The organism is Pseudomonas arsenicoxydans, assembly GCF_006438915.1.
In the GTDB taxonomy this organism is placed as follows: domain Bacteria; phylum Pseudomonadota; class Gammaproteobacteria; order Pseudomonadales; family Pseudomonadaceae; genus Aquipseudomonas; species Aquipseudomonas arsenicoxydans_A.
Genome location: NZ_RCZE01000014.1, coordinates 23,355 through 45,750, shown reverse-complemented (window position 1 = coordinate 45,750; position 22,396 = coordinate 23,355). Strand labels below are relative to the sequence as shown.

At 59.2% G+C, this 22,396-nt stretch carries 32 protein-coding genes; 16 read left to right on the top strand and 16 right to left on the bottom strand.

Features of this window, described 5'->3' with window-relative positions; translation table 11 throughout:
- Genes EAH78_RS25790 through EAH78_RS25780 form a run of 3 tightly spaced genes read right to left on the bottom strand, consistent with a single transcriptional unit; the run spans window position 1 to window position 2,307 of the window.
- Window positions 1-918 (bottom strand): LysR family transcriptional regulator, encoded by a 918-nt coding sequence (locus EAH78_RS25790; protein ID WP_140670264.1) that lies wholly within the window; start codon window positions 916-918, stop codon window positions 1-3.
- Window positions 919-941: 23 nt separating this feature from the next.
- On the bottom strand, window positions 942-1,316 hold the full coding sequence (locus EAH78_RS25785; protein WP_140670262.1) for a DUF2784 domain-containing protein: 375 nt from the start codon (window positions 1,314-1,316) through the stop codon (window positions 942-944).
- A gap of 58 nt (window positions 1,317-1,374) precedes the next feature.
- The gene (locus EAH78_RS25780; RefSeq protein ID WP_140670259.1) at window positions 1,375-2,307 is read right to left on the bottom strand and encodes a sensor domain-containing diguanylate cyclase; all 933 of its coding nucleotides are present in this window, start codon (window positions 2,305-2,307) and stop codon (window positions 1,375-1,377) included.
- Between the two features lie 186 nt (window positions 2,308-2,493).
- Here EAH78_RS25780 and EAH78_RS25775 point away from each other — a divergent pair, with 186 nt between their 5' ends.
- Genes EAH78_RS25775 through EAH78_RS32370 form a run of 3 tightly spaced genes read left to right on the top strand, consistent with a single transcriptional unit; the run spans window position 2,494 to window position 3,718 of the window.
- Window positions 2,494-3,195, top strand: coding sequence for an AzlC family ABC transporter permease (locus EAH78_RS25775; protein ID WP_140670257.1), 702 nt, complete (start codon window positions 2,494-2,496; stop codon window positions 3,193-3,195).
- Entirely contained in the window at window positions 3,195-3,506 is a 312-nt protein-coding gene (locus EAH78_RS25770) for an AzlD domain-containing protein (RefSeq protein ID WP_170219175.1), read from the top strand. Before EAH78_RS25775 ends, EAH78_RS25770 begins: the two co-directional genes overlap by 1 nt.
- Window positions 3,507-3,565: 59 nt before the next feature.
- Window positions 3,566-3,718 carry a hypothetical protein gene (locus tag EAH78_RS32370; RefSeq protein WP_170219172.1) on the top strand — a complete coding sequence of 51 codons (153 nt, stop codon included), beginning with the start codon at window positions 3,566-3,568 and terminating at the stop codon, window positions 3,716-3,718.
- A gap of 194 nt (window positions 3,719-3,912) precedes the next feature.
- Here the strand turns inward: EAH78_RS32370 and EAH78_RS25765 are convergent, their stop codons facing one another.
- The 3 genes from EAH78_RS25765 to EAH78_RS25755 form a co-directional block, all read right to left on the bottom strand.
- Entirely contained in the window at window positions 3,913-4,140 is a 228-nt protein-coding gene (locus EAH78_RS25765) for a DUF6555 family protein (protein ID WP_140670251.1), read from the bottom strand.
- Between the two features lie 202 nt (window positions 4,141-4,342).
- The gene (locus tag EAH78_RS25760; protein WP_140670249.1) at window positions 4,343-4,615 is read right to left on the bottom strand and encodes a hypothetical protein; all 273 of its coding nucleotides are present in this window, start codon (window positions 4,613-4,615) and stop codon (window positions 4,343-4,345) included.
- Between the two features lie 267 nt (window positions 4,616-4,882).
- The gene (locus EAH78_RS25755) at window positions 4,883-5,569 is read right to left on the bottom strand and encodes an SOS response-associated peptidase (protein ID WP_140670246.1); all 687 of its coding nucleotides are present in this window, start codon (window positions 5,567-5,569) and stop codon (window positions 4,883-4,885) included.
- 231 nt (window positions 5,570-5,800) lie between these two features.
- On the opposite strand from EAH78_RS25755, the gene EAH78_RS25750 reads away from it, so the two are divergent.
- Window positions 5,801-6,700: a polysaccharide deacetylase family protein gene (locus EAH78_RS25750; RefSeq protein ID WP_140670244.1), complete on the top strand. Its 900-nt coding sequence runs from the start codon at window positions 5,801-5,803 to the stop codon at window positions 6,698-6,700.
- A 119-nt stretch (window positions 6,701-6,819) separates the two neighbouring features.
- On the top strand, window positions 6,820-7,062 hold the full coding sequence (locus EAH78_RS25745; protein ID WP_140670241.1) for a DUF1652 domain-containing protein: 243 nt from the start codon (window positions 6,820-6,822) through the stop codon (window positions 7,060-7,062).
- A gap of 174 nt (window positions 7,063-7,236) precedes the next feature.
- Here EAH78_RS25745 and EAH78_RS25740 read toward each other — a convergent pair whose 3' ends face one another.
- Window positions 7,237-8,124, bottom strand: a complete 888-nt coding sequence (locus EAH78_RS25740) for a LysR family transcriptional regulator (protein ID WP_140670238.1) — start codon at window positions 8,122-8,124, stop codon at window positions 7,237-7,239.
- 127 nt (window positions 8,125-8,251) lie between these two features.
- On the opposite strand from EAH78_RS25740, the gene EAH78_RS25735 reads away from it, so the two are divergent.
- The 8 genes from EAH78_RS25735 to EAH78_RS25690 all read left to right on the top strand — a co-directional run bounded on the left by EAH78_RS25735 (window position 8,252) and on the right by EAH78_RS25690 (window position 15,956).
- Window positions 8,252-9,400, top strand: a complete 1,149-nt coding sequence (locus EAH78_RS25735) for a muconate cycloisomerase family protein (RefSeq protein WP_170219171.1) — start codon at window positions 8,252-8,254, stop codon at window positions 9,398-9,400.
- Window positions 9,401-9,409: 9 nt separating this feature from the next.
- On the top strand, window positions 9,410-9,700 hold the full coding sequence (catC, locus tag EAH78_RS25730) for a muconolactone Delta-isomerase (protein WP_140670235.1): 291 nt from the start codon (window positions 9,410-9,412) through the stop codon (window positions 9,698-9,700).
- Between the two features lie 51 nt (window positions 9,701-9,751).
- On the top strand, window positions 9,752-10,681 hold the full coding sequence (catA, locus tag EAH78_RS25725; protein ID WP_140670232.1) for a catechol 1,2-dioxygenase: 930 nt from the start codon (window positions 9,752-9,754) through the stop codon (window positions 10,679-10,681).
- A 121-nt stretch (window positions 10,682-10,802) separates the two neighbouring features.
- Window positions 10,803-11,756 carry an AraC family transcriptional regulator gene (locus EAH78_RS25720; protein ID WP_140670230.1) on the top strand — a complete coding sequence of 318 codons (954 nt, stop codon included), beginning with the start codon at window positions 10,803-10,805 and terminating at the stop codon, window positions 11,754-11,756.
- Between the two features lie 283 nt (window positions 11,757-12,039).
- Entirely contained in the window at window positions 12,040-13,404 is a 1,365-nt protein-coding gene (gene benA, locus EAH78_RS25710; protein WP_140670224.1) for a benzoate 1,2-dioxygenase large subunit, read from the top strand.
- On the top strand, window positions 13,401-13,889 hold the full coding sequence (gene benB / locus EAH78_RS25705; protein ID WP_027923626.1) for a benzoate 1,2-dioxygenase small subunit: 489 nt from the start codon (window positions 13,401-13,403) through the stop codon (window positions 13,887-13,889). The genes benA and benB overlap by 4 nt, the downstream gene beginning before the upstream one ends.
- Window positions 13,890-13,899: 10 nt before the next feature.
- A complete protein-coding gene (benC, locus tag EAH78_RS25700) occupies window positions 13,900-14,913 on the top strand; it encodes a benzoate 1,2-dioxygenase electron transfer component BenC (protein WP_140670222.1) in 1,014 nt (337 codons plus the stop codon).
- 269 nt (window positions 14,914-15,182) lie between these two features.
- Complete coding sequence (locus EAH78_RS25690; RefSeq protein ID WP_140670216.1) at window positions 15,183-15,956, top strand: 1,6-dihydroxycyclohexa-2,4-diene-1-carboxylate dehydrogenase; 774 nt, start codon at window positions 15,183-15,185, stop codon at window positions 15,954-15,956.
- 47 nt (window positions 15,957-16,003) lie between these two features.
- Here the strand turns inward: EAH78_RS25690 and EAH78_RS25685 are convergent, their stop codons facing one another.
- Entirely contained in the window at window positions 16,004-16,366 is a 363-nt protein-coding gene (locus EAH78_RS25685; RefSeq protein WP_140670214.1) for an NUDIX hydrolase, read from the bottom strand.
- A 210-nt stretch (window positions 16,367-16,576) separates the two neighbouring features.
- Here EAH78_RS25685 and EAH78_RS25680 point away from each other — a divergent pair, with 210 nt between their 5' ends.
- Window positions 16,577-16,774 (top strand): SPOR domain-containing protein, encoded by a 198-nt coding sequence (locus EAH78_RS25680; RefSeq protein ID WP_140670212.1) that lies wholly within the window; start codon window positions 16,577-16,579, stop codon window positions 16,772-16,774.
- A gap of 82 nt (window positions 16,775-16,856) precedes the next feature.
- Here the strand turns inward: EAH78_RS25680 and osmE are convergent, their stop codons facing one another.
- Both osmE and EAH78_RS25670 read right to left on the bottom strand, forming a co-directional pair.
- Window positions 16,857-17,207: an osmotically-inducible lipoprotein OsmE gene (gene osmE, locus EAH78_RS25675; protein WP_140670210.1), complete on the bottom strand. Its 351-nt coding sequence runs from the start codon at window positions 17,205-17,207 to the stop codon at window positions 16,857-16,859.
- 13 nt (window positions 17,208-17,220) lie between these two features.
- Window positions 17,221-17,460 (bottom strand): hypothetical protein, encoded by a 240-nt coding sequence (locus EAH78_RS25670; protein ID WP_140670208.1) that lies wholly within the window; start codon window positions 17,458-17,460, stop codon window positions 17,221-17,223.
- Between the two features lie 179 nt (window positions 17,461-17,639).
- On the opposite strand from EAH78_RS25670, the gene EAH78_RS25665 reads away from it, so the two are divergent.
- Both EAH78_RS25665 and EAH78_RS25660 read left to right on the top strand, forming a co-directional pair.
- Window positions 17,640-17,858: a hypothetical protein gene (locus tag EAH78_RS25665; protein ID WP_140670206.1), complete on the top strand. Its 219-nt coding sequence runs from the start codon at window positions 17,640-17,642 to the stop codon at window positions 17,856-17,858.
- A gap of 72 nt (window positions 17,859-17,930) precedes the next feature.
- Window positions 17,931-18,266, top strand: a complete 336-nt coding sequence (locus tag EAH78_RS25660; protein ID WP_123431916.1) for a hypothetical protein — start codon at window positions 17,931-17,933, stop codon at window positions 18,264-18,266.
- Between the two features lie 18 nt (window positions 18,267-18,284).
- Here the strand turns inward: EAH78_RS25660 and EAH78_RS33170 are convergent, their stop codons facing one another.
- The 6 genes from EAH78_RS33170 to EAH78_RS25630 all read right to left on the bottom strand — a co-directional run bounded on the left by EAH78_RS33170 (window position 18,285) and on the right by EAH78_RS25630 (window position 22,385).
- Window positions 18,285-18,512, bottom strand: a complete 228-nt coding sequence (locus tag EAH78_RS33170; RefSeq protein ID WP_140670204.1) for a DUF6555 family protein — start codon at window positions 18,510-18,512, stop codon at window positions 18,285-18,287.
- A gap of 118 nt (window positions 18,513-18,630) precedes the next feature.
- The gene (locus tag EAH78_RS25650) at window positions 18,631-18,831 is read right to left on the bottom strand and encodes a hypothetical protein (protein WP_140670202.1); all 201 of its coding nucleotides are present in this window, start codon (window positions 18,829-18,831) and stop codon (window positions 18,631-18,633) included.
- A gap of 241 nt (window positions 18,832-19,072) precedes the next feature.
- Window positions 19,073-20,428, bottom strand: coding sequence for an ATP-binding protein (locus EAH78_RS25645; protein WP_140670200.1), 1,356 nt, complete (start codon window positions 20,426-20,428; stop codon window positions 19,073-19,075).
- A complete protein-coding gene (locus EAH78_RS25640) occupies window positions 20,404-21,069 on the bottom strand; it encodes a response regulator (RefSeq protein ID WP_140670535.1) in 666 nt (221 codons plus the stop codon). Before EAH78_RS25640 ends, EAH78_RS25645 begins: the two co-directional genes overlap by 25 nt.
- 85 nt (window positions 21,070-21,154) lie before the next feature.
- Window positions 21,155-21,592, bottom strand: a complete 438-nt coding sequence (locus EAH78_RS25635; RefSeq protein WP_140670198.1) for a hypothetical protein — start codon at window positions 21,590-21,592, stop codon at window positions 21,155-21,157.
- A 28-nt stretch (window positions 21,593-21,620) separates the two neighbouring features.
- A complete protein-coding gene (locus EAH78_RS25630; protein ID WP_140670196.1) occupies window positions 21,621-22,385 on the bottom strand; it encodes a COG4705 family protein in 765 nt (254 codons plus the stop codon).
- Window positions 22,386-22,396: the final 11 nt, after the last annotated feature.

The window sequence follows — 22,396 nt, the reverse complement described above, 5'->3', positions numbered from 1 at the left end:
TCAGACAAACCGGTCGCTGCCCTGAACCAGTTTGGTGGACAGGTACGACTGCTTGAGTTTTTCCAGCCACCAGCCCAATGCGCGGCCGTCATGATCGCCGCGCCAGCCGGCGTACAGAATGTTCGGTTCCCGTGGGTCGGCCATTTGTTTTTCGACCAGCGTGCCGTTTTTCAGTAGCGAGCCCACGCGGTGCCGGGGCAGCCAGCCGACGCCCAGCCCATCGCATTGCGCGAGGACTTTGGCACGCATGGTCGGCACCGCAAGCACCGGTTGGCCACCCGAAACACCGTAGGTGCTGCCTTCGGTGGCCCGCGAAGAGTCGGCCACCACGATCGCCCGGTGTTGCGCGACCATGGCCCGGGAAATCGGTTCTTTGGCCTTGGCCAGCGGGTGTTTCGGCGACACCGCGAACACCCACTCCATTTCCCCCAACTGCATCCAGCGCAGGGTCGGGATGGCTGGCGGCTCATTGGTGGCGCCGATGATCAAATCTGCACGACCTTCACGCAAGGCTTCCCAAACGCCTTTGAGCACTTCTTGGGTGATACGCAGCGGCACGCCGGATTCCAGCGCGTCGAACTCGTGGATCACCGGAATCAAGGCTTCGAATTCGAGCAGCTCGTCAGTGACAATCCATAACCGGCTTTCCCAGCCGTTGGCCACTTGCTGCACTCGCTGGGTCAGGCGGGACACGTCCTGCATTAGCCGCGCCGCCTCGTTCACCAGCAACTCGCCGGCCGGGGTGAGCTGCAAGCGGTAGCGACGGCGGTCGAAGAGCAGGGCGTCGAAGCGCTCTTCCAGTTGCCGCGCGGCATAGGACACGGTCGACGGCGCTTTGCCCAGGTGCGCTGCGGCCCGAGACAGACTGCCGGTCTCGCGGATGGCCTGGAGCAATGACAGGTCTTCAATCGTCAGCATGGATTCAATCCTCGGCGTTTGTTTCAGGCGGCCCGGCGTAATTTCCACAGCCTGAACAGCCGAAGATAGACCAGCACGTTAATCGCCAGCACCACGCTGCCCAGCGCCCATTGAATCGTGGGCGTCAGGCCGGCCGGATAAATCACCGGCCAGACGTAGTGTTCGATAAAACCGCCGCCGTAGCCGGTTTGCCCGGCGGCCTGGCGCATGAGGTTTTCCCACTGAGTCAGCGGGCAGGTCAGGTGCAGGACCTCGACCGTCACGCCCCACGCAACAGCAGGCAGGTGCGCCCAGATCAGCGGCCGCCATTTGAGCACCAGCAGCCCGCCGAACAGCACGAACAGAATGAACAGCAGATGAAACAGCACCAGCCCGTCGGCGGCGATCCGGTAAAGCATGTCGACTCCATGACCTGTCAGGCGAATCGCTTCATGGTACTCGGGCGTCTCCAGGTGTTCAGCGCAAATCTGCGAACTCGGCGCGCATCCGCCCGTTGTGTTTGGCGCGATAGAGCAACTTGTCGACCTGCTCGATGAAGTCGACTGCCGTCGCTTGCAGCGGCGCGACGGTGGTGCCGACGCCCAGGCTCAGGCTCAACAGCGGCGATACCGGGGAAAACTCATGGGCAATCTGCTGCTGGCGGATCAGGTGCAGGCATTTGCGCGCCACCAGCCGGGCGGACTCTGTATCGGTTTCCGGGAGCAGCCAGACGAACTCTTCGCCACCGATCCGGGCGATGAAATCACGCGGTCGATTGGCCGCCAGCGACAACGTCTGGGCCACTTGGCGCAGGCATTCGTCACCTTTGATGTGGCCGTAGTGGTCGTTGAATTGCTTGAAGTAATCGATGTCGAGGATCAGCAACGACAACGGCAAACCGGTGCGCTGGGCGTGGGCCCATTCGCGTTCCATGACGGTGTCGAACATACGCCGGTTGGCGATACCGGTGAGGCCGTCCTGGAACGAATATTCTTCGAGTTGCTTCTGCAGCCGGCTCAGGTGTTCTTCGGTCTTCTTGCGTTCGCTGATGTCGAACATGAAACCCACCAGCGCTTCCACTTCACCGTCCTTGCGCACTACGTGCACCACGTCGCGAATCCACACGTAGTCGCCCTGTTGGGTCAGTGCCCGATAATCCGCCTCATGATCGACCCCGGCGCGCGATTGCGAGACGCAGAATTCCACCACGTAATCCCGATCGTCCGGGTGCATGCGCTCGACCCAGTCATTGACCGTCGCCCAACTGTCCTGCCTCCAGCCCAGCAACGCCTCGATCTGTGGGCCGATGTAGCTGAATGTCATGGTTTTCCAGTCGATCCGCCAGGGGATCGCGTTGGTCGACTCCAGCAGGGTTTTATAGACATCGCTATCGGGTTCGATTGAGCTCATGCAGGGCCTGGCCTCAGGAAAATATGCAGCGCCATCATGTTGCTACTATCGAGGCGAATCAAGCGCCCGGCCGATGAACGGAGCCCCTTCACTGCACACACTCACGGCGCAAGTGCGCAAAATTGTTCAAGCTATCCGCCGCGACGACTGGCACAGTCTCGGGTCTTTCACGGGTTGTAGGGCGTTATGACGAATTCAATCATGCCGCGCAGTGCCTTTCTGCGCGGCGCCGCGGCGATCATGCCGCTGTCCCTGGCCACCGCGCCTTGGGGCTTGCTGGCTGGGTCCATGGCCATCGAGGCCAACCTCACGCCGCTGCAAGGGCAGGGCTTGTCGAGCATTGTGTTTGCCGGGGCTGCACAGTTGGTCGCCATCGGCATGCTCAAGGGCGGTGCCGGGGTCTTTTCGATTCTGCTGACCACTTTGCTGCTGACCTCGCAGCATCTGTTGTATGGCATGAGCATGCGTTCGGTGATTTCGCCATTGCCGGGTCGCTGGCGCGTGGGGCTGGGTTTTTTGCTCACCGACGAGTTGTTTGCCTTGACCAGTCAGCACGACAAACAGCAATTCAATCGCTGGTACGCGCTGGGCGTCGGGCTGACGTTTTATGTCGCCTGGAACCTGTTCACGCTGGCGGGCATTGTGCTGGGCAGCAGTATTCCGGGGCTCGAGCATTTGGGCCTGGACTTCTCCATCGCCGCCACCTTCATCGCCTTGATTACGCCGGTGGTGCGTAACGTGCCCACGGTGGTGTGCGTCGCGGTCTCGCTGTTCTGTTCGGTGTTGTTCAGTTACTGGCAATGGGGCTCGGCGCTGGTGCTGTCCGGGTTGGCGGGCATGACCGCCGGTTTTATCTGCAACAAACTCTACCTGGGGCGACCAGCATGATGGTGTGGGCGGTGATTATCGGCATGGGCCTGTTGGTGTTTCTCAACCGCTACGTGTTTCTCGAACCCCGATTGCCAGTGCGCTTGAGCAGCAACGCCCGGCAGTTCCTCGGTTTTGCCGTGCCGGGCATGTTGACCGCGATCTGCGGGCCGATCGTGTTCATGCCCGACAAGCAGTTGAACCTGCACTGGGACAACCCGTACCTGATCAGTTCGCTGGTCGCGGTGGGGCTGGTGCTCTACACCCGCAACACCTTGCTCAGCATGCTCCTGAGCATGGGGTTTTTCTTTTTGCTGCGTTGGTGGCTCTGAGTCGAACGCTCGAATGTGTTCTACGCTTAATGGGTCCCTTCACTGGAAGAGAGGTGCGCATGGCCAACGATCAAAAACATCCGGATTTTGACGATGAGGATGAACCCACGGAGGAAGAGATCAAGCGGCAGGAACGTTCGCGGCAGGACTGGAAACATGACGACAGTCGGGAACTGTCAGACCGCGACGTAGAGCGTCCGCTGAAGCCCTGACCGAACACTGCTCACTTAAGCGCAACGCTGTATCTGTGGCGAGGGAGCTTGCTCCCGCTGGGTCGCGAAGCGGCCATTCTCTACCCAAAAAAACAAGAGGACTGCTGCGCAGTCCAGCGGGAGCAAGCTCCCTCGCCACAAGTTTTCGTTTGTCTCGAGATTTTCTTACGTGAATCTTTGGGCGCTTGAGTGACTCAGATCGCCTCGTTCCAGCGAATCTGGGTGATGCCCAGTTGCGTGGCGGTCAACCGCGCGGCGTCGAGGGTGGCGTGTGCGGCGATCTTTCGTCCCGATTTTGGATAAGCATGGGCCGACGCCGAATGAATCGCGTCGACATCCGAAAACTGTTCGGCCAGTTTGAAAAAGTGCTGGCGGACGCCTTCGAACAAATAGTGCACGGCGTAGGGGACGAGTTCGCTCATGTCTTGCTCCTGAGGTCAGCCTTGGGCTTGGGCTCAGCAGTTGAATGGGAGTTCAGAGAGATCTGCGGAACAGGCGGTTTGCAGAAATAAGTGTGCAGAAATGAGAAGGCTGACAAGAACGAGGCCCGCAGGCCTCTGCTATTGAGAGTGCAACGAGGTCCGGTTCGTTCAGTTCTTGTGCTGAACGGTACCAGGCATCATTTCAAAGGTCTTCCAACGACGGAAAATCCGGGTGGGAAGCCCGATAGCCCAATTTCCCGTCGATCCATGCATTCAGCTCGTTGACCATGACCGGCGGGGTGCCGGCGTAGATGGAGAGGGTCGAACGCAGGATGTCGTGGATATTGGGGATAGAGCGCAGGTTTCGGGTCTTTATGTATTGCCCGATAAAGCAGTCAAGTTGATAGCGTTCTGTCATGGACAGGTACACACACTCCAGGCTGCTGACTTGATTAATTACAAGATCGTCGCGCAACTTAGTTCTCTGCAAGGCTTGTTGATTTATAAGGATTTCCTTCTTTGTTGACTCTTTGGTCAACTGGGCGATGCCACGGGAAATGCGGCGCGCATCCTAACTTTAGTGTTTCTAAATGTATGTACGACGAAGGCATTGTCGGACAAGCGGTTGAGGAGGGGTCTCAAATACAAACAACGAGTGTTACCAGGATGAAACAGTCTGTGTAACGTTTATGTATTGAAGTAATGACGATAACTTCCTGTATATACAGGACTGTTCAACTGGTCAGTCCTGAATAAGCCTATCAATCAACATGCAAAACTGGTTTCTGACATTGCCAACCGCTTTGTCGACCCTGTACCACTCGAAATTTTCACTGGTTTCCCCTTGCAGCAGCACCATCTGTTCGGCGCGTTCTTTAGGCGTGGCCGGATCGAGCCATTCACGCGCCAGTTCCGGCGACAACACCACCGGCCGCCGGTCATGAATGTCGAGCATTCCACCGGCGCTGTCCGCTGTGATGATGACAAAACCGTCGTCGCTGCGCGGTTCATTGCCAGCGCTCGGGAACTGGCCAATGGCGGCGCAGTAACTGGGTGCGCCGTCCTGTCGGCGAATCAGCCATGGCACTCGCGTCGAATCACCTGCATCGACCCATTCGAACCAGTTGTCGATCGGTACAATCGCCCGGTGCGGCCAGATCGCCCGGAAGAACGGGCCGTGCGCGACTTTTTCAACCCTCGCGTTGATCGGCGCCGCGCGATCCTTCGCCCAGTGCGGGCGCCAACCCCAGCGCACCGAATCGGCGTGCAGCCCGTCAGGCTCAAGATGCAACAGCGCGAGTTGGGTGGTGGGCGCCGCGTTATAGCGGGCCAAGGGCTCATCCCCGACGTGATTGATCATCGCATCAGGGATGCTCAGTACGGCGACGAAATCGTGAATGCCACGGTATTGCGACAGTCGTCCACACATCGGCTGACCCTGCGGTTGAAAAGCGCTGACGGGAATGTTCAGCTTAGCTTTCGGATCACCAGTGCGTGTCTTGGCGCAGTCAGCGAGGAGGGTGGGCGAGTCGCGGAACCAAACGTTGTGTACCCTGATCCAAGCTCGGCCTGCGTGACTGGCGGGTCGGCTAAGGAAGTGCTGGCGAAGGATTTTTGCCATTCATAGTGTTGACCGTCATGGTCTGGCCCAAGGCAAAACATGAAACAGTTGTTCCAAAGGATCTGCGTACTCGCTATTGCCATCGGGCTGGCAGGCTGCATTTCGGCCCCCATCGAACTGACCGCGCAGACGGAACAACGTCTACAGGCCCAAGCACCGATTCGTTTTCTGCTGACCTTCGACGATGGCCCCAGCGCGTCGAGTTTCTGGAATCCCACCGCGACGGTGCTCGACAGCCTGAAAGACAACCCTCTGCAGCCCAACATCAAAGCGGTGTTTTTCGTGCAAACCGGCGCGCCACGGGCCGGCGACAGTGACATCGGGCGCGAGCTCATGCGCCGCGAACATGCAGAAGGGCAGGTGTTGGGATTTCACACCGCCACCCACTGGCACACCAATCACCGCTCGCTGAGCCCGGAAGAACTGGAGCAATCGCTGAGTAAAGGCAGTGCTGACATCGCGGCCATCACCGGTGCGCCACCGACCCTGGTGCGTCCGCCATTCTGGAATTACGACAAACGCGTTTTCGCCGCCTATCAGCAACATGGCATGCATGTGCTGCTGACCGATTTGAGCGCCAACGACGGCAAAATCTGGGGTTTCAACGCCAGCCCCCGGCGCCGCTCTCACATGCTGCGTTCAATGTCTGAAGTGCGTGAACGTATCGCGCAGGGGGAGTTTCAGACCGTGGACGGGGTGATTCCGGTGGTGGTGACCTTCCACGACCTCAACCGCTACACCGCCCGGCACGCCCGGGAATACCTGCAAATCCTGATCGACAGCGCCAAGGCTACCGGCGTGCCATTGGCGCAAAAACCGTTTTACGACGATCACGACGCCGTGCTGCGCGCCGCCATGGCGCGCACCGTCAAGGACGGTTCCCAGCCCGTGGAACTGCCGGGGTTCTGGAACTGGTACTGGGACCGTAATTCCCACTAAAACCTCGTTAATCTGAGAGCCAGGTATCACTTTTAATGAGCATTGGCGGGCGCAGAATGCAAAAAGGCCATCTATCCTGAACAGGATGAATTCGACCAACCGCCACGGAGGCGCCAGCGATGGTTCCCATTTCAGTCCTTTGCAACATTGTGGAGTCTGGCTTCGAGCCACTTTCTTGCGATTGCACGGTGAGTGCTGACGGGTTACTGCGGATCAAAGTATTCGACCGCGCCACTGGGCGCATTGATTTGTTGCTCAACGGCGTATCGCCCGCCGAGTTGACCACGATCCGCGCGATTTCCGATCTGGTGGGCGAATTGCGCGTCGAGCTGAGCGCCGGCCGCCGGGCCTTTGCCGGCTGATTCACCCAATTATCAGCGACGCACACTAACCTGTGGCGAGGGAGCTTGCTCCCGTTGGGCTGCGCAGCGGCCCTGAAAGTCAGACCGGTTTTATCTGAACGAGCGCAGTGCCTGTTTGGGGCTGCTGCGCAACCCTGCGGGAGCAAGCTCCCTCGCCACAGGGGTGTGCGCTCTTCAAGTATTCTGCGGTTGCAGTTCTTCGATCATCTTCAAACAATGATTCAACCCCGGTGAAACATCACCCACCCGCCGACTGAGAATGATCGGCGAGGTGGCGTTGTCTTCCAGCAACGGGGTAAAGCCGATGTCGTCGCGGTGCAGCAATTGCACCGAGGCCGGGACCAGCGTGACGCCGATCCCGGCCCCCACCAGACCGATGGCCGTTTGCAATTCGTTGGTCCATTGCGCCACGTGAATGCTCACGCCATAGGACTCGAACAGTGCAATCACATGGTCGGCATAGCTCGGGCGCGGATTGCCGGGGTACAGAACAAACGGTTCCTTCGCCAATTCGCGCAGGCTGATCGGCCCGGCCAGCAAGGGATGGCCGGCGGGCAGGGCGGCGACCAGCCGGTCTTCGGTGAGCACCGTTTGGATGATCGCGGGATCGTCAATGCGAATACGCCCGAAGCCAATATCGATCCGCCCGGCCTTGAGCGCCTGCACTTGTTGCAGCGTGGTCATTTCCGACAGCCCCAATTCAAGCTCCAGGGGCTCGCCGCTGCGCAGACGGCGGATCAGTTCCGGCAGCACGCCGTACAGGGTCGAAGGCGCGAAGCCGATGCCCAGCCAGGTCTTTTCCCCGAGGCCGATCCGTCGGGTGTTGTCGCAGATCTTGTTCAGTTGTTCGAGCAGGGCGGTGGAGTGTTCATGGAAAAACCGCCCGGCCTCCGTCAGCTTCAGCGGCCGGCCACGCTCCAGCAGCAATACGCCCAGTTCGTTTTCCAGTTGCTGGATCTGCCGGCTCAGGGGCGGCTGGGCGATGTGCAGCAGCTCGGCGGCGCGGGTGAAATTGAGGGTTTGAGCCAACACCTGAAAATACCGCAGGTGACGCAGTTCCATGAGGCCTCCGAATGTCAGTCGTTTGCATACCTTAAAGGTATCAAGTCAGACCAATTCTATATTGGCATCGTGAAAAAAGCCGTACGAGAATCGGTTCAAGAACTTTAAGAACCTGACGGGTATCGACATGCGTGCTACAGCCATTGAATCGATCGAGACGATCATCGTCGATCTGCCGACCATCCGCCCGCACAAGCTGGCGATGCACACCATGCAGAATCAGACCCTGGTGATCATCCGTGTGCGCTGCGCCGATGGCATCGAAGGGATCGGTGAATCCACCACCATCGGTGGCCTGGCCTATGGCAACGAAAGCCCGGACAGCATCAAGACCAACATCGACACCCACTTCGCGCCGCTGCTGATTGGCCAGGACAGCGGCAATGTGAATGCCGCGATGTTGCGTCTGGAGCGCAGCATTCGCGGCAACACCTTTGCCAAATCCGGGATCGAAACCGCGTTGCTCGACGCCCAAGGCAAGCGCCTCGGCCTGCCGGTCAGCGAGTTGCTCGGCGGGCGTGTGCGTGATGCCTTGCCAGTGGCCTGGACCCTGGCCAGCGGCGACACCGACAAAGACATCGCCGAAGCAGAAAAAATGCTCGACCTGCGCCGTCATCGCATCTTCAAGCTGAAAATCGGTGCCGGTGAGGTCAACCGCGACCTGGCCCACGTCATCGCGATCAAAAAAGCCCTGGGTGACCGCGCCAGCGTGCGGGTCGACGTCAATCAGGCCTGGGACGAAGCCGTCGCTTTACGCGCTTGCCGGATCCTCGGCACCAACGGCATCGACCTGATCGAACAGCCGATCTCGCGCAACAACCGCGCTGGCATGGCGCGCCTGAATGCGATGAGCCCGGCGCCGATCATGGCCGACGAATCCATCGAATGCGTGGAAGACGCTTTCAATCTGGCGCGCGAAGGCGCTGCGTCGGTGTTTGCCTTGAAGATCGCCAAGAACGGCGGCCCACGCGCCGTGCTGCGTACTGCCGCGATTGCCGAAGCAGCCGGCATCGCCTTGTACGGCGGCACCATGCTCGAAGGTGGGCTCGGCACGATGGCCTCGGCCCATGCCTTTATCACCTTGAACAAACTGGCCTGGGACACTGAACTGTTTGGCCCGTTGCTGCTGACCGAAGACATTCTCAGCGAGCCGCTGGTGTATCGCGATTTCGAACTGCATGTCCCGCAAACACCGGGCCTGGGCCTGAACCTCGATGAAGAACGCCTGGCGTTTTTCCGTCGCGACAAAACATCCACTTCTGTTCATCAAGCCTGAGGAGAGAGCATGCTATTCCACGTAAAAATGACCGTGAATCTACCGGTCGACATGAACCCCGAAGCCGCCGCCAAGCTGAAGGCTGACGAGAAATCCCTGGCCCAGCGCCTGCAAGAGCAGGGCAAGTGGCGCCACCTGTGGCGCATCGCCGGGCACTATGCCAACTACAGCGTTTTCGATGTCGACAGCGTCCAGGAATTGCACGACCTGCTGATGCAACTGCCGCTGTTTCCCTACATGGCGATCGAGATCGACGCGATGTGCCGGCATCCGTCTTCCATCCGCGAGGATGACCGCTGAACCCAGCCTGTTCAGTTCGCTACGCTAATAATTACAAGATGAGGATCCACCATGAACGTCAAGATTTCCCACACTGCCAGCGCACAGAAGTTTCTCGAAGACGCCAGCGGTCTGCTCAATGATGCGGGCAACCCGCGCGTCAAAACCCTGATCTACCGCATTCTGCGTGATTCGGTGAACATCATTGAAGACCTGGCCGTGACCCCGGAAGAATTCTGGAAAGCCGTCAACTACCTCAACGTGCTGGGCGCGCGTCAGGAAGCCGGATTGCTGGTGGCCGGATTGGGTCTGGAGCATTACCTCGACCTGCTGATGGACGCTGAAGACGAGCAGGCCGGCAAGGCCGGCGGCACGCCACGGACCATCGAAGGCCCGCTGTACGTAGCCGGCGCGCCGCTGTCCGAAGGCGAAGCGCGACTCGATGATGGCCTCGATCCGGGTGTGACGCTGTTCATGCAAGGGCGCGTGTTCAACACCGCCGGCGAACCGCTGGCCGGTGCCGTGGTCGACGTCTGGCACGCCAACACCGGCGGCACTTACTCGTACTTCGATACCACGCAATCGGAGTTCAATCTGCGCCGTCGGATCGTCACCGATGCCGAAGGTCGCTACCGTTTCCGCAGCATCGTGCCGTCGGGTTACGGTTGCCCGCCGGACGGTCCGACCCAGCAACTGCTCGATCAACTGGGCCGTCACGGCCAGCGTCCGGCGCACGTGCATTTCTTCATCTCGGCACCGGATCATCGTCACCTGACCACCCAGATCAACCTCGATGGCGATCAGTACCTGCACGACGATTTCGCCTACGCCACCCGCGACGAGTTGATCGCCCACATCAGCTTCAGCGACGATCAACAACGCGCAGCGGCGCACGGTGTGAGCGGGCGGTTTGCTGAAATCGAGTTCGATTTCACCTTGCAGTCGACCGCCCAGCCGGAAGAGCAACAACGCCATGAGCGGGTTCGCGCACTCGAGGATTGATGCCGCGCCGCGCAGGACCGGGCCACGAGATAACTGACCGTTTATCTCGTGGCTTTCTGCGTTTGGGCCATGGCGGTTCTAGAATGGCCCGACTGCCAATAACAACAACGAGAGTAACCCGATGATGCACGCGCAACTGTTGAGTCAGCGCAGCAGAGTATTCGACCATGCCGACCCTTATGCGGTATCGGGTTACGTCAATCAGCATGTCGGCAACCATTGCATCCTGATGCCCAATGTCGGCCGGCCGCTGGCCAGTCTTGATCACCGCAAATTCGCCAGCCTGGACTTGTGCCGCATCAGCTACGGCGCCCCTGTGCGGGTGACCTCCGGCGCGCTCGACAGCATCTATCACCTGCAAGTGCTGCTGCGAGGCAACTGTCTGTCACGCGGACGGGGCCAGGAACATTACTTCGCGCCCGGTGAGTTGCTGCTGATCAACCCTGATGAACCGGTCGACCTGACCTATTCCGACGATTGCGAAAAATTCATTCTCAAGATTCCCACCCGGTTGTTTGAGTCGGTGTGCGATGAACAGCGCTGGCGGTATCCGGGGCAGGGCGTGCGGTTTCTGGATAACCGTTATCAGCTCGATGAACTGGAGGGTTTTGTCGGCCTGCTGGCGATGATTTGCCAGGAAGCCGAGGCCACCGAGCAGATCCCGCGTGTGCAGGAACACTACGCGCAGATCATCGTCAGCAAAATGCTCAGCCTGATGAAAACCAACGTGATCCGCGGCAGCCTGGGGTCACCCGCTTTCGAGGTGATTGCCGATTACATCGCACGCAATCTCAAGCACGACATCGACAGTGAAGAACTGGCACGCCAGGCGCGGATGAGCCTGCGTTCGCTGTACGGGTTGTTCGAGCGCCACGCGGGAACGTCGCCACAAAACTACATCCGGCAGAAGAAACTCGAGCGCATCAACCAGTGCCTGAGAGACCCGACGTGCAACGTGCGCAACGTCACGGAAGTGGCCATGGATTACGGCTTCCTGCACCTGGGACGGTTCTCCGACAACTACCGCAAACAGTTCGGCGAACTGCCCTCCGACACCCTCAAACGCCGGTACTGACTGCATACAGGCGCGTTGCCGACGCCTACCTGTGGCGAGGGAGCTTGCTCCCGCTCGGCTGCGCAGCAGTCGCAAACCTGTGCCCACGGTTTCGCAGAATGATCGAAATCGCATGTTTTGGGGCCGCTTCGCAGCCCAGCGGGAGCAAGCTCCCTCGCCACAAGGTCTGCGTTGCATTACCTGTTGCAGTAAACGGATACACCTCTGCACCCAGCGGATAGTCCGCCTCATCCCTCCGTCCTAGCATGGCCCTGCCTGAACAAAAACAATGGAGGCGGCGGCCATGTCCCTGCGACCCGAATACCTTCACTCCCTGCTTGAAGATGACAAAGAAACCGGCATCTACCGCTGCAAGCGCGAGATGTTCACCGACCCGCGGCTGTTCGATCTGGAGATGCAACACATCTTCGAAGGCAACTGGCTGTACCTGGCCCACGAAAGCCAGATCCCAAACGTCAACGATTTCTACACCACCACCATGGGGCGCCAGTCGATCTTCATCGCGCGCAACAAGGAGGGTGTGCTCAACGCCTTCATCAACGCCTGCAGCCATCGCGGCGCGACGCTTTGCCGGCACAAGACCGGCAACAAAAGCTCCTACACGTGCCCCTTCCACGGCTGGACCTTCAACAACTCCGGCAAGCTGCTCAAGGTCAAGGATCCCGCAGCGGCCGGTTACCCGGCGAGCTTCAACTGCGAAGGTTCCCATGACCTGACCAAAGTCGCACGGTTCGAGTCCTATCGCGGCTTCCTGTTCGGCAGCCTCAAAGCCGATGTGGTGCCTTTGGTTGAACACCTCGGCGAGTCGGCAAAGATCATCGACATGATCGTCGACCAATCCGCTGATGGCCTGGAAGTGCTGCGCGGGTCTTCGAGCTACATCTACGAAGGCAACTGGAAACTCACCGCCGAAAACGGCGCTGATGGCTATCACGTCAGCTCCGTCCACTGGAACTACGCCGCCACCCAGAACCAGCGCAAGCAACGCGATGCCGGCGACAGCAACCCAACCATGAGCGCGGGCACCTGGGCCAAGCAGGGCGGTGGTTTTTACTCCTTCGACAAGGGCCACATGCTGCTCTGGACGCGCTGGTCCAACCCCGAAGATCGTCCGTTGTATGAGCGTCGCGACGAGTTGGCCCGCGATTTCGGCCAGGCCCGCGCTGACTGGATGATCGAAAACTCGCGCAACCTGTGCCTGTACCCCAACGTGTACCTGATGGACCAGTTCAGCTCGCAAATCCGCATCGCCCGGCCGATCTCGGTCAATCGCACGGAAATCACCATTTACTGCATCGCCCCTAAAGGCGAGAGCGACCACGCGCGGTCCAGCCGGATTCGCCAGTACGAGGATTTTTTCAACGTCAGCGGCATGGCCACCCCGGACGATCTGGAAGAGTTTCGCTCGTGCCAGACCAGCTATCAGGGCAGCGTCACCACCTGGAATGACATGTCCCGGGGCGCCGAGCACTGGATCGAAGGCGCTGACGAGGCGGCCAAGGAAATCGACCTGCACCCGCTGCTCAGCGGCGTGCGCACTGAAGATGAAGGCCTGTTCGTGCTGCAACACAAGTATTGGCAACAGACGATGCTCAAGGCGCTGGCCGCCGAGCAGCCCGAATTGATTGCAGTGGAGGCCGTGCAATGACCATCACCTACGATGCCGTACGCGATTTTCTGTACCGCGAAGCACGCTACCTCGACGACAAGCAGTGGGACGACTGGCTGGAGCTGTATGCCGCGGATGCGTCCTTCTGGATGCCGTCCTGGGATGACAACGACGAGTTGACGGAGGACCCGCAGCGGGAAATTTCGCTGATCTGGTACGGCAACCGCACAGGCCTGGAAGACCGCATCTTCCGCATCAAGACCGAGCGTTCCAGCGCGAGCATTCCGGACACTCGCACCTCGCACAACCTCAGCAACATCGAGCTGCTCGAACAGGCGGACGGTCTGTGCAAGGTGCGCTTCAACTGGCACACCCTGAGCTTTCGCTACAAGACCGTCGACAGCTATTTCGGCAGCAGTTTCTACACCCTGGATGTGCGCGGTGAAAACCCGCTGATCAAGGCCAAGAAAGTGATCCTGAAGAACGATTACGTTCGTCAGGTCATCGACGTTTACCACTTGTGAGGCGGCCGTCATGACGCATTCCATTGCATTCAATTTTGAAGACGGCGTCACCCGGTTCATCGACGCCAATGTCGGTGAAACCGTGGCCGATGCCGCGTACCGTCAGGGCATCAACATCCCGCTGGATTGCCGCGACGGCGCGTGCGGCACCTGCAAATGCTTCGCCGAGGCCGGTCGTTATGACTTGGGCGAGGAGTACATCGAAGACGCGCTGAGCGCGGAAGAAGCCGAGCAGGGTTTTGTCCTGACGTGCCAGATGCGCGCCCAGAGTGATTGCGTGGTGCGGGTGCCGGCGTCCTCGCAAGTTTGCCGCACGCAGCAGACCAGTTACGACGCCACGATCAGTGCGGTGCGGCAGTTGTCCGACAGCACCATTGCGCTGTCGATCAAGGGGGAAGCGTTGAGCTCGCTGGCGTTTCTGCCGGGGCAATACGTCAACCTCGGGGTTCCGGGGAGCGAGCAGACCCGCGCGTATTCGTTCAGCTCGTTGCAGCGCGATGGCGAGGTGAGTTTCCTGATCCGCAACGTGCCCGGTGGCCTGATGAGCAGCTTTTTGACCGGCATGGCCAAGGCCGGCGACAGCATGAGCCTGGCCGGGCCATTGGGCAGCTTCTATCTGCGCGATATCCGCCGTCCGTTGTTGCTGCTGGCCGGCGGCACGGGGCTGGCGCCGTTCACCGCGATGCTGGAAAAAATCGCCGAGCAGGGCAGCGAACATCCGCTGCATTTGGTCTACGGCGTGACCAATGATTTCGACTTGGTGGAACTCGACCGGCTCGAAACCTTCGCCGCGCGCATCCCGAATTTCAGCTTCAGCGCCTGCGTGGCCAACCCCGACAGCCAACATCCGCTCAAGGGTTACGTGACCCAGCACATCGAGCCGCGGCATTTGAACGAGGGCGACGTCGACGTCTATCTGTGCGGCCCGCCGCCGATGGTCGAAGCGGTCAGCCAGTTCATTCGCGAGCAAGGCGTCCAGCCTGCGAATTTCTACTACGAAAAATTCGCCGCCAGCGCGGCCTGAGTACACGCGATCCCTGTAGGAGCCGAACTTGCTCGCGATAGCGGCGGACCAGCCAACATTGATGTCGACTGACACGCCGCTATCGCGAGCACGCTCAGCTCCTACAGTTTTGATCGGGGGCGTACGCAAATGTTGTGCTCGGCAACGATCCAGTGTGGGAGCGGGCTTGCTCGCGAAGGGGGCGGGACATTCAACAGAGATGTCGCCTGTGAAACCGCTATCGCGAGCAGGCTCACTCCTACAGGGCAGTGTTTTTTCACGAGGTGGGTATGAACAGATTTCACGAAAAAGTGGCGCTGATTACCGGGGCTGCGCAAGGCATTGGGCGGCGGGTGGCTGAGCGCATGGCCGCTGAGGGTGCACGGTTGATTCTGGTCGACCGTTCCGAGCATGTGTTCGAGGTGCAGCAGCAGTTGGGCCAAAGCAACCAGGTGCTGGCCCTGACCGCCGATCTTGAGCAGTACAGCGAATGCAGCCGGGTGATGCGAACGGCCATTGAACGTTTCGGGCGCCTCGACGTATTGGTCAACAACGTCGGCGGAACGATCTGGACCAAGCCGTTCGAGCACTATGCCGAGCAAGAGATCGAAGCCGAAGTCCGCCGCTCGCTGTTCCCGACGTTGTGGTGCTGTCACGCGGCGCTGCCGTTCATGCTGGAGCAGGGCAGTGGCGCCATCGTCAACGTCTCGTCCATCGCCACGCGCAGTATCAATCGCGTGCCGTATGGCGCGGCGAAGGGCGGGGTGAACGCACTGACCGCCTGCCTGGCCTTCGAAACTGCCGGTCGCGGAGTGCGGGTCAATGCAACCGCGCCCGGTGGCACCGAAGCACCGCCCCGGGTCATTGCGCGCAACAGTGCCGAGCAAAGTCCCGAGGAAAAAGTCTGGTATCAGCAGATCGTCGACCAGACGCTCGACAGCAGTTTGATGAAACGCTACGGCACGCTGGATGAGCAGGCTGGCGCTATCCTGTTTCTGGCCAGCGACGAAGCGTCTTACATCACCGGCATGATCATGCCGGTCGGCGGGGGCGACCAGGGCTGACGCTCACTGAAAACAACCCACCTATTCAAGGCCTGGCCTGAACACACTTACAGGCGCCGCCGAAACGCCTTGACGATCTGGCGCGTGGCGTCACTGGTGCTCAGGTTGTCGACCGTCTCCAGCGGATGCCAGATGCAGTCGATGATTTCGTTTTGCGGCCGGGCATGCTCAAGGTTCGGCACCGACGCTTCGTAGACATGGTGGCGGGTGCCGCCCGATTCCAGCTCCATGAGGTACAGCAGGCTGTCGGCGCCCAGACCGGTTTCTTCTTGAAGCTCACGCAATGCGGCGCCCGCCGTGGTTTCCCCGGGCTCGACTTTTCCGCCTGGCAAGCTCCAGCGACACCTGGGTTTGCGCACCAGGAGAACATGTCGGTCCAGTTCACAAATGACCGTTGCACGTACTTTCATTGGTTACCTAACAATCGCTTGTCATAAAAACGAAATAAAAATGCAACATTCGGGCCGTGACCTCTATTTGAGGTGTTAGAGCGATGCCCTCAACGCAAAGTGCAATTTAACGCTGGATTACTGACGCGACGTCTGGTCGGCACTTGGGCAAAGGTCGGGTGTAAGGTATCGAAGTCAATCGTCGGTTCCACTACCGAACAGGAGGTGACCATGAGTGTTCCGATGCTGAATAAAATGCACATGAACGGTTATGACGTACTGAGCGTAAACAACGGCCCCTGGCGGGTCTGCACCCAAGGTGACCGGTTGGGGTCTTTCAGCAGCAGGGAAGAAGCACTGGCCTATGCCGCATCGCTCCCCGCCTACAGAGCGAGAACGGTTCGCCCGTCAGCGCAAAAATCAGAATGACAGCACGCTTGAAGCCCCGGAATGTCGGGGCTTTATTTGGATTGCCAGCTTAGGGCCGGCGGTTTCAGCGCGCCCACGTCGGTCAGTAGCCACCACCACCGCTTGTACGTGCGGGCTCTCTGGCTTTCTCTTGCACATGACTCCACTCGGCGCAGGTCATGAAGCTTTTATGGTCGACCTTGCCGTTGCCATCGAAACTGACGTTGTACGACTGATGCTGGTCCGCCTGCGTCAATTTGTAGTCAAAACAACTGCCAGGTTGCACCGTACGATCGGTGACGGAGACAGGCTGGCCACCAATCTGTTGCACTTGATCCTTGCTCATCCCTGTCTGGACTTTGGCAACCAGAGGCTGGGTACCGTAAATGTGTTCCTCGGTGCTGCAGCCACCGACCGCCAGCAGGACAACCAGCGTGAACAGCGACTTGTTCATGACAGTGCTCCTGTTAGTGAGCTTTTATCCGACTGATCACCTTGGCTTTCACTTCCTCGGAATAACCGGCCAGTCGCGCTTCATCGCCTTGGAACAACTCGCACAATCTGCGTACGGCTTGTGCATCCGCCTCATTACCCGCCTGGCGTAGCTGTTGCTCAATGCGCAGCAACTCGACCGCCGACCATCTCAAATCTGACGCAACGCTTTGCAGGTCACGGCGAAGTTCGTTTTCATCTTCGTTAAGCCACATGACGACCTCCAGCAATGTCTCGGTAGGAAAGAGTAGTTCCATTTAGAACGGTGCAACGTTTGTTTGTCAGATTCCTGTGGGATAGAAGGTGCTTCCATTCGTCGGGAAGTTGAGGTCGAGTGACCTTCGAGGCTGTCGTACGAAGGTCAATGAATTTCGTCAGGGCGAGGCCACCCCACATGAGCAATACCGATGACTTCAGATTCCATGCCCATGAGTTGATCGTTGACCTGGACGCCGCCACCACCGAGATGATGAAGCTGATTTCAGCGCATCAACTGAGCGGCCCGGAGTGGGAGCGTGTCATGCAATGGCAGCATGAAGCCTATGAACGGTGGGTGGCTTATCTCAACGAAAGAACCTATCCAGAGCCTCCTGGAAACAATGCTGCGCATTGAGTTGTGTTGTATAGATGGAAGTCCGGACGGCGAAGCGCTACATTTCGCGTTTTTACGGGATAAGGATGCGTCATGCGGATGTGGATTGGGGGAGTAACGCTGGCGATGCTGGCAGGTTGTTCGTTGCCGGCGTCTGTGGTTCCGGGTGAACCCAACGTCAGCAAATACAGCAACAAGCCACCGAAAGAACTGGCTGCATGCATTTTGCCGGCGTGGCAGAAAGAAATTCCGAAAACGACTCAGGTCGGCATTTCCAACGGCTACCGCCTGAATGCGCCGAGCATCATTACGGCAGATGAAATTCTCGATATCGTCAAATACAAGGACGGCAGCCGGGTTTCGCTGTACCAAGGGCCACCTTGGGCCAAGTCCGGCGCAATGCGCAAGGCCGTGAAGGATTGTCTGTAACGAAGCGCACCGGCCTTTTCAACTGGGTAATTCTTCCCAACTGACGTCGATCAGGCCACCTGCTTGCGCGTGGCTTTGAAGTTCCGCGTCGTTTTGTTGATCGTGCCTATATGAAAGGCCAAGCCCTGAATGCAGGCAAGCGTAATACCAAGCGTCAGCGTGACTCATGTGCGTGTCTGGCTGTACAAAAACGTGTCGCTGATTGTTAAAGCGATAGGTGATTTGAAAATAGCGAGTGCGAGTCATCCGATTCTCCAGGTGCTACCGCTACGACATTAATGGCGTAGTGCCAGTTCCTTTGGATTTCGGACTTCTGTCTGCATGCGCAAAAGGCAGATGTTCACCCCGGTCATCGGCACGCGGGTTACCGATGTTTGTCCTGCCCGACGTTGCGCCGCTCACTGCCTGAAGGATTGCCGAGGTTGATCAAGCGTCTTTCTACCAGGATGTTTTCGAGTGCCTGGCGCGCGATGGGGTCCAGTTGGTGTTCTCGCTCCTTGAGCTCCAGCAGGATCGGGCTCGACCAGGCGCGATAGGTTTTTTCGACAGCGCGAACGGACGTCATTTATCTCTCCTTGATCAGGCGCCCCCCACCCATGGACGGGGGCATTTGATTGCGTAGAGACCCTAGTTGAGGAAACCGTTTTTCGCCAACAGATTGCACTGCAATGGTGCGCCAGTTTCAGCGCATTACATTTTGTGCATGCCGTTTTGCAGCCTCGACCTATCAGTCAGCAGCCTTTTCGAGGTGTTTTGATTGTTGGGCAGTTGATCGCTGAGGTCCCAGATCTGAAGCCGTGTTGATTTCAATCCTTCGCGGTGTTCAACCACACCGACACACACAAACCACAGTTGTTCTGCTCATCTGTAAAGCCGAGCCGAATCTGTGCGCCCGCTCGGTCCGCTATCGCTTTGACGATCGACAACCCCAGCCCCGAGCCTGCCTCTTCGGTTCCCAGGCTGCGGTAAAAAGGATCGAATACGCGCGTTTGTTCCTCCAGAGAAATACCCGGCCCCGAATCCTTGACCTGCAATTTCACCCAGTCCTGCGTCCGCTCAACGGAAAGGTCGATGCGTCCGCCGTCGGGGGTATACCGGATGGCGTTATCCAGCAAGTTTTTCACCAGGACGACCAGATCCATTTCGTTGATGATGACCTGTACGTCCTCGACGCTCTCAACGCCGATATCGAGGTGCTTGCGCTCCGCCAGCGGCAACAGATCCTCCAGCACCCGCCGATACACTTCATGCACTGAAACAGCAGCCTGCGGTCGATTCGAACCCGATTGCGCGGTGGCCAGTGCCAGCAGTTGATCGATGAGTTTGCGGCTGCGTTCTATGCCCTGCTTCAAGGGCAGCAAACGCTCACGGGCAGGCGCCGGCATTTCTGTGGCCGCCAGCCGCTCGGCTTGCAAGGACAGGGCGGTCATGGGCGAACGTAGCTCGTGGGCGGCGTCGGCGACGAAGCGGCGTTGGGCGTCCATGGACTGCGCGACGCGCTCAAGCAAGCGATTGATGGCGACCACGAACGGACGGACTTCGGTCGGCAAGTGGTGTTCGTCGATGGGGTGCAGAGCCTGTTCGTCGCGCCCGTCGATGTCAGCCGAAAGGGTGGCAATCGGGCGGAACAGTTTGCGTACCAGGTCGCCGACCACCAGCAACAGCACCGGAAACAGGATCAGAAATGGCAGCAGGCTGCGCCACGCGCTCTCGCGAGCCTCCTTGTTGCGAATCCCGGTTTCCTGGGCGACGACAATGCGTTCGCCACGGCTGGTGGTCTTGACCAGCACCCGAAAATTTTCGCCCGTGACGTTTAACGTCGACAAGCCATCGGCCAGGGTGGTGGGGAAGGGCAGCGGCATCGCGGCGTCGTCGTTACCGAGCGCCTTGCTGCCATCGGCCAGGTATTGCACGATCACCCTGGACTCTTCGTTGTCGTCGGCGACTTCATTACCCACGGGATAGTGCAGGCTCATGTGCTGGCGATCAAACAACACCGCCACTTGGCGCAAGGTGTCGTCCTGCATTTCGTGGGCCTCCTCGAATGCCGAGGCGAATGCAAAAATCCCCGCCACCACGGCAACGATCAGGATGGCCAGCGACAGCGTAACGGACAGTCGCAGTTGTACCGAGTCACTCAAGCGCTTTTTGAAACCATCCATCCCATTCCCCTGACGTTCTTGATGACTTGGCTGCCGAGCTTGCGCCGCAACCCGTGAATCAGAAATTCCACCGCGTTGCTTTCCACTTCATTGCCCCAGCCATAGAGGCGGTCTTCGAGTTCGCTGCGCGAGAGAATCGCGCCGGGACGAATCAATAGCGCTTGCAGCAGCGCGAACTCGCGACTGGATAGCAGCACGTCGCGGCTATCCGCCGTGCTGGCCAGTTTGGAAACAAGGTCCAGCGACACCACGCCGTTGTCCAGCACCGACAAGGCGCTGCCGCCTTTACGGCGCAACACCGCGCGCATGCGGGCGAGCAATTCGACCAGTTCGAAGGGTTTGACCAGGTAATCGTCAGCGCCGCCGTCGAGGCCACGCAGGCGATCATCGAGGTTGTCGCGTGCGGTGATGATCAGCAATGGCACCGGGTTGTTGCGTGCGCGGATGCTGTCGAGGACATCGAGCCCGTCCTTGCCCGGCAAACCGAGGTCCAGCAGCACCAGGTCATAGTGTTGAGTGTCCAGCGCCGAGAGGGCGGTGAGACCGTTTTTCACCCAGTCGACGGCATAGCTCGCATCGTTCAGGGCACCCTCAATGGCATCACCAATCATCGGGTCGTCTTCGACCAGCAATATCCGCATGTCGCGCTCCGCAAAAAAAGGCGCGGCGGTCATGACCGTCGCGCCTGTATTGAAGCACCTGTGCCGGGGTTTGTCCGCCGTCGGATCAGGACTTGCCTTTCATCGAGTCGAAGGCTTTGAGCAAGTCATCCATCGCGACTTTGCATTCACCCTGTTTCGGGCTGCCGGCGCGCAAGGCATCGAGTGCACGGTCAATGGCTTTATCCACGACATGCCAGTCACTGGCGGCCCGAGGCTTGATGCCGGCTTCGGCGGAGTCCCATGAGGTCTCCAGATCCTTGATCCGGGTTTTGGCGCCCGGCAGATCATTTTTGTCGACAAGGGCAGCGACGTCGACGGCGATGTTGCGGAACTCGGACAGGTCACCCAGTTTGCTGCCCGACTGACTTGGGGCGCTCACCGAACTCGACGTAGCGCCTGTGGCGGGTTTGTCGGCAGGCTTGGAGCAACCGCCGACCATGCTCAGCAGGCAAATGGACGAGACAATGGCCGCATGACGAATAAGGGTTTGAAAGTGGCGCATGTTGATTCCTTGATGGGCGTTTTAAAGGTTACTGAGTCACGGATTTACGGGTGCCGACGCTGACCTGGGCGACGACCACCAGCAGCAGAATGACGCAGAGGAAGATCGCGCTCGTCCACGCGGCGCCCATGCCGAGGCCGCCGTAGGTTTTGGCCTGAGTCAACAAGTCGCCCAGGGACGCGCCGAAAGGCCGGGTCAGGATGTAGGCGATCCAGAAGGTCAGCACCACATTGCCGCCCATGCGCCAGGCCGCCAGCGTGGCAATGATCAAGGCACCGAAGATCACAATGCCAAGGGTGAAACCCAGCCCCAGTGCTTCTGTGGCCAGGTCGCCGGCCGCCGTTCCCAGGGCAAACGTGCAGAGCACCGTTGCCCAATAGAACAACTCCCGTCGCGGCGTGACAATTTCACGAATCGACAGGCTGTGCTCGATCCGGTACCAGACCAGGAAGTTAATCGCCAGCAGTACGGAAAACACCGCCGTGCTGGTGTAGAGGCTGACATCCAGGACGTCGGTCAGAATATCGGTGATCTGCGTGCCGACGATGCTCACCAGTACGACTGTGAGCCAGTAGATCCATGGTGTGTAGGTTTTGGTGCGCATCTGGCAGAACAGTGCAATCGCCAGCAAGATCGCCATGCCGATGCTGGTCCAGCCGGCGCCGAAACCGGCATCCACAGCCAGGAAATCCGCACCGGTCTCACCGACGGTGGTGGACAGGATCTTGATCACCCAGAACGACAGCGTCACCTCGGGCACTTTGTTGAGCCAACTGGCTGTGGGGGAATTCATGTGTGGGGTCT